The 6,133-nt window shown below is 65.3% G+C and carries 4 protein-coding genes; all 4 read left to right on the top strand.

Annotated elements, in window-relative coordinates:
- The coding region (locus E4L98_RS11965) for a glycoside hydrolase family 88/105 protein (RefSeq protein ID WP_135201784.1) at nucleotides 1-1,021 on the top strand (1,021 nt) is incomplete at its 5' end.
- Nucleotides 1,022-1,146: 125 nt separating this feature from the next.
- Nucleotides 1,147-2,193 (top strand): LacI family DNA-binding transcriptional regulator, encoded by a 1,047-nt coding sequence (locus E4L98_RS11960; protein ID WP_135201783.1) that lies wholly within the window; start codon nucleotides 1,147-1,149, stop codon nucleotides 2,191-2,193.
- A gap of 205 nt (nucleotides 2,194-2,398) precedes the next feature.
- On the top strand, nucleotides 2,399-4,807 hold the full coding sequence (locus E4L98_RS11955) for a TonB-dependent receptor (RefSeq protein WP_135201782.1): 2,409 nt from the start codon (nucleotides 2,399-2,401) through the stop codon (nucleotides 4,805-4,807).
- A 106-nt stretch (nucleotides 4,808-4,913) separates the two neighbouring features.
- A complete protein-coding gene (locus tag E4L98_RS11950; RefSeq protein WP_135201781.1) occupies nucleotides 4,914-6,122 on the top strand; it encodes an MFS transporter in 1,209 nt (402 codons plus the stop codon).
- Nucleotides 6,123-6,133 lie beyond the last annotated feature (11 nt).

Below are 6,133 nucleotides of genomic sequence, written 5' to 3'. Positions count from 1 at the left end.
GACGCCGGCCCAGGCCGCCGTGCTGGCGCTGATCGAGAAGGCCGCCGCCTGGCAGCTGGCGCATCCCACCGGCTACCCCGGCGACGACTGGACCGAGGCGGTGGGCGACGCCGGCTTCATGGCGCTGGCCGGCGTCTCCGCCAATCCCGCCTGGCGCGACGCCATGGTCAATATGGGCCGCGGCAACCGCTGGCGCCTCGGCCCCAGCCTGTACCACGCGGACGACCAGGCCGTGGGACAGACCTACGCCGAGCTGTATCAGCAGTTGCGCGACCCGGCCATGATCGCGCCGATGCGTGCGCAGTTCGACGCCATCCTCGACGAGCCACGCGACGGCACGCTGGACTTCCTCGCGCCGGGTGTGCTGACGCGCTGGTCGTGGTGTGACTCGCTGTTCATGGGGCCGCCGACGTGGGCACGGCTGAGCGCCGTCACCGGCGATCCGCGCTACCTGGACTTCGCGATCGAACGCTGGTGGCGCACCGCCGATTACCTGTACGACAAGCAGGAACACCTGTTCTACCGCGACAGCCGCTACTTCAAGCAGCGCGAGGCCAACGGCAGCAAGGTGTTCTGGGGTCGTGGCAATGGCTGGGTGCTGGCGGGCATGGTGCGCATGCTGCAGTACATTCCGGCCGATCATCCGCAGCGCGAGCGCTTCGTGCGGCAGTATCGCGAGCTGGCCGAGCGCATACTGGGCCTGCAGCAAAACGATGGCCTGTGGCGCGCCAGCCTGCTGGATCCGGCCAGTTATCCGAGCAAGGAAACCAGCGGGACCGGCCTGTACACCTATGCGCTGGCGTGGGGCGTAAACCAGGGCGTGCTGCCGGCGCAGCGCTACGCCCCGGCGGTGCGCCACGCGTGGCGGGCCCTGGCGGCCAGCGTCACCGAGGACGGCAAACTGACCCATGTACAGCCGATCGGCGCCGATCCCAAGCACTTCGATCCCGGCTCGACCGACGTGTTCGCGGTGGGCGCGCTGCTGCTGGCGGGCAGCGAAGTGTACCGCATGAAACCCTAGCTCCCCCTAGCTTTCCGCCCGGGGACAGACCACGATTTTGCAATTGTTTCGAAATCGTGGTCTGTGCCCGTTTACCTGGGGTGCGACTCGCGGTATCGTTATCACTTCGCATAAGGGATGACAGCATGAAGAAACAGTCGGTGACGCTGGTGCAGGTGGCGGCCAAGGCCGGGGTATCGGTGATGACGGCGTCGCGCGCCATGTCCGGCGACGGCTATGTGTCGGACGAGACCAGGAACAAGGTGCACGCCGCCGCCAAGGCGCTCGGCTACGCCACCAATACGCTGGCGCGCGTGATGAAGGGCGGCCGCACCAATGTCATCGGCGTGGTGGTCAACGATCTCGGCTCGGTCGTAGTCAACGCCTTCGTCACCGCCATGACGGAGGAGGCGCGCAAGTGCGAGATGGATCTGTTCATCTACAACTCGATCGGCCAGCTGGACGAGCAGACGCAGCGCCGCCACAGCCAGCTGCTGCACGGCCTGTGGGATGGCCTGATCTATGTGTTGCCGCGCATGACCGACGAGTATCTGGAGGCGCTGGAAAAGAGCGATAGTCCGATCGTGCTGGTCAACTTCTGCCGCCGCGAGACCACGCTGCCGGTGGTCCAGGGCGACAACTTCAACGCCGCGCGCGACGCCGTGGCCAGCCTGATCGCGCAAGGCCATCAGCGCATTGCCTTCATCAAGGGTTCGCACTGGACCGGTCAGAGCGCCGAGCGCGAACGCGGCTACCGTCAGGCCATGGCCGACGCCGGCCTGCGCGTCGACAAACACTGGGTGGAGCAGGGCACCTACAGCGAGCAATCGGGCCAGGAGGCGGGCATGCGCCTGCTGGCGCTGTCGCCGCGACCGAGCGCGGTGTTTGCCGCCAACGACGAGATGGCGATCGGCTGCATGAACGCGGCGCTGGAACAGGGCATCAAAGTGCCGGAAGAATTGTCGCTGATCGGCTTCGACGATGTGCCGTCGGCCAGCATCGTGCGGCCGCAACTGACCACGCTGCGTCACCCGATCGCGCTGATGGCGCAGGCCGCCGTGCAGGAACTGGTGCGCCGCATCCAGCGGCAACCCGGCAGGCGCCAGCGCGTCGAGTTCCCGGCCGAGATGGTGGTGCGCGATTCCACCGCAACGCTGCTGGCGACGCCGCGCCGGCGCGCGAAAAAAGCATAAGCATCCGCGCAATCTGTCGCATTTTCGCGCCAGCTTTCGAAAAGCATGTAAAAAATCTTGTACGCGGTGTGCTGGGCTGATAACGTTAACTCATCTGCACGAAAGCAGTAGATAAAGGCCGGCGCCTGATTTTTTTAACAGGATGTGATAACGTTCACATCACCCGCTGGCGTTAAGGTTACCATTCCATCGAGGAGGATAAGCAGTGAGCAAGAGCATTCAGCATCAAGCCAGTCTGGCGGTTCGCCCCCTGGCAGTAGCGGTCGCGGGGGGCCTGGCCGCCCTGTCGCCGCAGGCGATGGCCCAGGACGCCAAGGCCGACGACGGCAAGGTGGAGCAGGTGGTGGTGACCGCCAACAAGCGCGCCCAGAACCTGCAGGACGTACCAGCCGCCATCACGGTGCTGAGCGACGCCACGCTGCAGCGGAATAACGTCCGCGACATCAACGACCTGCCCAATCTGTCGCCGGCGCTGACCGTCACCTACTCGACCCAGCCGGGCAACTTCAGCATCAACATGCGCGGCATCGGCACCTATTCGCTCGGCATCGGCGTCGAGTCCGACGTGGCGGTGGTGATCGACGACATCCCGTTCGCCATGCAGGCCAACGCCTTCAAGGACCTGGCCGACGTGTTCCGCGTCGAGGTGCTGAAGGGACCGCAAAGCACGCTGCTGGGCAAAAGCTCGATCGCCGGCGCGATCAACATCACCACCCGTCCGATCGACAGCGGCTGGAAGGAGAAGGCCACCACCTACCTGTCCAGCGATGGCGAATGGCGCGCCATGGGATCGATCTCCGGTGCGCTGAGCGACACGCTGCGCATGCGCGTGGCGGTCAACAAGTCCGACTTCGGCGGCGTGGTGAAGAATCTGACCAATGGCGATCACCTGAACGGCTCGCGCAGCACCAACTTCGTCGGCAAGCTGGAATGGCGTCCGGACGACCAGTGGGCGTTAACCTTCAGCCCGCGCGCCAGCAAGTCCACAGTGGCCTGCTGCGTGCAGCCGTTTTCCGCCATGACGCCGGGCGGCCGTTATCAGAATGTGGCGCAGCTGCCGGCATCGACGCTGCTGGCCGGGATCACGCCGGGACCGGACAACGTCAGTGTGCGCAACGACTACGGCGCCGGCGGCAAGGCGCGCGACAAGGGCGCCGGCCTGAAGGTCAATTACGCCTTCGATGAAAACGGTCCGCTGGCCGGCTACAACCTGAGCGCCATCACCTCCTGGTCCAACTATCACATGGACGATTACCAGGACGGCGACGCCACCGACAGCGACATCCTGGCCTACCTGCCGGTGAACGGCGCGGTGACCGGCTTCCATGGCGGCCTGTATCAATATGGCCTGTTCGATGTCACCGCGCGCACGCTGGAACTGCGACTGACCTCGCCCGACAGCGGCCGGCTCAAATACGTGGCTGGCCTGTGGTACGGCGACAACCAGCTGGCGCGTGAGCTGACGCGCGCGCCGGTGTCGACCTATGTGACCGATTACGCGGCCAGCGCCTACAACACCAGCTACGCCGCCTTCGGCCAGGCCAGCTACGATCTGACCGACAAGACCAGCGTGATTGCCGGGCTGCGCTACAACAAGGAGGACACGGGCTACACCTTCACCCGCTACAATCCGCCGCCGGCCACCGCGCGCGTGGTCAGCGAGTATTTGCATGGCGACGACACCAATCACGACACCACCGGCCGGCTGGGACTTGAGCACCGCTTCAACCGCGACGCCATGGCGTATGCGACGTACTCCACCGGCCACAAGGGCGTGGCGTACGATCTGACTTCCAGCTTCACCAGCGCCATCGCCAAAACCCAGCCGGTGCCGGGCGAATCGGCACACAGCATCGAGACCGGCCTGAAACTGGGCCTGCTGAACGGGCGCATGACGCTGGACCTGGCGGCCTTCCGCACCAATTTCAAGGGCTTCCAGCAATCGGCCGGCGTTTACGATAACGATGGTGTGTTCCGTACCACGCTGCATTCGATCGGCGCTCTGCGCACCAGCGGCGTCGAGGCGGACCTGAACTGGCGCGTGGATAACCGCCTGCAGCTGAACGGCGCCTTTGCCTATACCCGCGCCATCGTCACCGACTTCGAGAATGGACCGTGCTACAGCGTGCTCAATGCGGCCGGCACCGGCACCACGCCTGGCGGCAATTGCGCGGTCAGCGCCAAGTACAACAACACCAGCGTCGCCAACCTGAAAAACGCCACGCTGCCGAACGCGCCCAAGATCAAGCTGAATCTGGGCGGCCAGTACGACATCCCGACCGCATACTCGTTCAACGGCTTCGTCACCGGCGCCTACCGTTTCCAGAGCCGCACGCAGTTCAACCTGAATCAGGACCCGATGACGATCCAGGGCGCGTACGGCATCTTCAACCTGGGCCTGGGCGTCAAGGACAAGCAGGATAAATACAAGTTCACCTTCCTGATCAACAACCTGTTCGACAAGTCCTACGCCACCGGCCTGGCCAACAACTGGGCCAACGGCACCTGGAGTTCGAAGGCGCCCAACCCGGTTGTGGTGGTGAATACCACACAATGGACGCCGGCACGCGACTATCAGCGCTACTTTGCCATGCGCGCCGACTTCAGCTTCTGAGAACCCACCTCCGGCCGCAGGATTCCTTTATAGTAGAGGGCAGAACGGATAAAGGAGACCGGCGGTGCGGGATGATGGCGTAGGCGTCGCGACAGGGCGCACGGGATTGCTGCTCCTGTGCGCCCTGTTGTTGATTGGCGACCTGGGATGGTCGCTACGCGAACGTTCGGTGCAGGAACTGTTCAAGGTGCACCTGCTGCGTTTCAGCCAGGATGCGACGCTGCTGAATGTCCTGATCGGCGCCATGCCGGCGTTGATCGCGCTGAGCATGGGACCGGTGATCGGCGCCTGGAGCGACCGCACCCGTTCGCGCTACGGACGGCGCATTCCCTTCCTGCTCGGGACCACCATCGTCAGTGCCAGCGGCATGCTGGGCATGGCCTTCAGTTCCAGCCTGCTGGCGCTGGCGGTCAGCTGGACGGTGTTCGAAATCGCCACCATCGTCGGCAACCCGCTGTTCATTGCGCTGATCAACGATACCGTGCCGCGGCCGATCCTGGGGCGCTTCTTCGGCCTGTTCCGCATCGTCAGCCTGGCCACCGGCGCCAGCTTCTTCGCCCTGTTTTTCCGCAACGAGATGATGGCCGCGTTCCAGCCGCTGCTGGCGGCCATCACCGCCGTCTACCTGGGCTGCATGCTGCTGGTGTGCTGGCGCGTGCGCGAGCCGGATTACGGTCGGCCGCCGGCGCGCGCCAGCCTGGCGCCGCTGCGGCCGGGCGACCGCCGGTGGGGGCTGTTGTTCGGCGCCGTGGCGCTGGGCGCGGTGGCGGTCCTGCCGATCAACATCAACGCGCTGAACGCCTGCGTGCAGTTTGGCGTGGACGCCGGCAGCTTCGGCGCGGCGGTGGCATCGACTTATGTGATTTCGATTCTGCTGGCGTGGCCATTGGGCTGGCTGGCCGACCGCTATCATCCGCTGCGGGTGGGGATGGCGGTGATGATGCTGTACACCGTGTGCATGCTGGCGGCGTGGCGGCTGGTGGACGGCCGCACCGGTTTCCTGGTCGCGTTGATCGTGCACGGCGTGCTGGCCGGCTGCTTCCTGACCGGCACCGTATCGCTGCTGCCGGCGCTGCTGCCGCGCGAGCGCTTCTCCCAGCTGGCGGCGGTATCGGCATCGCTGACCGCCTTGCTGGTGGTGGTATCGACGCTGGCGCTGGGGGCGCTGCTCGACCTGAACGGCCGCGATTACCGGCTGCTTTACCTGGCGGCTGGCGTCACGTCATGCTGCGCCGTGGTGCTGTGGAGCAGCCTGCTGCAACGCCACCTCCAATCCGGGGTCAGTTCTGCCAATCGCACACGAGCTCTGCCGTAAGCGCGCTTACG

This window comes from Duganella callida (assembly GCF_004614165.1).
Classification (GTDB): Bacteria; Pseudomonadota; Gammaproteobacteria; order Burkholderiales; family Burkholderiaceae_D; genus Rugamonas; species Rugamonas callida.
Note: the sequence above shows the minus strand (reverse complement) of the source record. Positions and strands in the feature narration are given on the sequence as shown.